This is a genomic window from Amnimonas aquatica (assembly GCF_002943415.1).
In the GTDB taxonomy this organism is placed as follows: domain Bacteria; phylum Pseudomonadota; class Gammaproteobacteria; order Pseudomonadales; family Moraxellaceae; genus Perlucidibaca; species Perlucidibaca aquatica_A.
This window is the reverse complement of sequence record NZ_PTQZ01000369.1, coordinates 1-1,129: the sequence shown is the minus strand read 5'-3', so window position 1 is coordinate 1,129 and position 1,129 is coordinate 1. Positions and strand designations below refer to the sequence as shown.

General features: G+C 72.3%; 2 protein-coding genes. One reads left to right on the top strand and one right to left on the bottom strand.

The window, feature by feature from the left end:
- On the top strand, nt 1-726 hold a 726-nt coding region (locus tag C5O18_RS11050; protein WP_105193485.1), incomplete at its 5' end, for a M23 family metallopeptidase.
- A 33-nt stretch (nt 727-759) separates the two neighbouring features.
- Here C5O18_RS11050 and C5O18_RS10060 read toward each other — a convergent pair.
- On the bottom strand, nt 760-1,129 hold a 370-nt coding region (locus C5O18_RS10060; RefSeq protein ID WP_146089356.1), incomplete at its 5' end, for a response regulator.

The following is a 1,129-nucleotide window of genomic DNA, read 5'->3' as shown; positions in this document are numbered from 1 at the left end:
CTGCCGGCCGGCAGCGCCGGACAGACACTCTATTACCAGGGCAACCCGGTCTGGACCGGGCGGCTGAAAGCCGGCGGCGACCGGGTGGCCGTGATCGGCGTCGGTCTCGACAGCGACGGCGAGCAGGCCCTGCACAGCACGCCGGACAACGATCCGGCCACGCAGGTCGCCAGCTTCACGGTGAGCCGGCAGCCCTACCCCGAACAGCGCCTGACGCTGACCCAGACCCAGTACGTGAACCCGGACCCGGTCCAGCTCGAGCGCTTCGCCCGCGAAGCCGCGGAACAGAAGGCGGCCTACCGGGTGCACAGCCCGGCCGGCGCCGATGCCCGCTGGCCGACCTTCCGCTGGCCGCTGACAGGCCGCCTCAGCAGCCCCTTCGGGCTGCGCCGTTTCTTCAACGACGAGCCGCGAGCCCCCCACCTCGGACTGGACATCGCCGGAGCCACCGGCACCCCGGCGGTCGCTCCCGCCGATGGCCGCGTGGCGCTCACCGGAGACTACTTCTTCAATGGCCGCACGGTGATCATCGACCACGGCCAGGGCCTCTACTCCATGCTCTGCCACTTCAGCAAGGTGCTGGTGAAGACCGGCGACGCCGTGAAGGCCGGCCAGCCGGTCGGACTGGTCGGCGCCACCGGACGCGCCACCGGACCGCACCTGCACTGGACCGTCAGCCTCAACGACATGCGCGTGGACCCGCGCTGGCTTCTGCCCGGCGACTGAGCCGCGCCGCCGGGCGGCTGTCAGCGCTCCGCGTCAGCGTCGTTTCGGCCGCTCCGATGCCAGCAGCGGGGTGAGCACGCTGAGCAGATGGCTCTTGCGCAGCGGCTTGTTCAGCACCGGATCCAGGCCGGCAGCGCGGTAGCGCGCCAGGCTGGCGGGATCGCTGTGCGCGGTGATCGCCACCAGCGGCGCCTGAGTGCCGCTGCCCGCGCGCTCGGCGGCGGCCCAGGCACGCGCCAGCGTGGCCGCGTTCATGTCGGGCAGCTCGCCATCGACCAGCACCAGGTCCCAGGGCTGGTGCCGCAGTGCCAGCGCCTGGGCGCCGGTATCGGCACAGACCAGGTGCACGCCCCAGGGCTCGAGGATGCCGCGCAGCAGGTGCTGGCTGACCAGGTCATCCTCG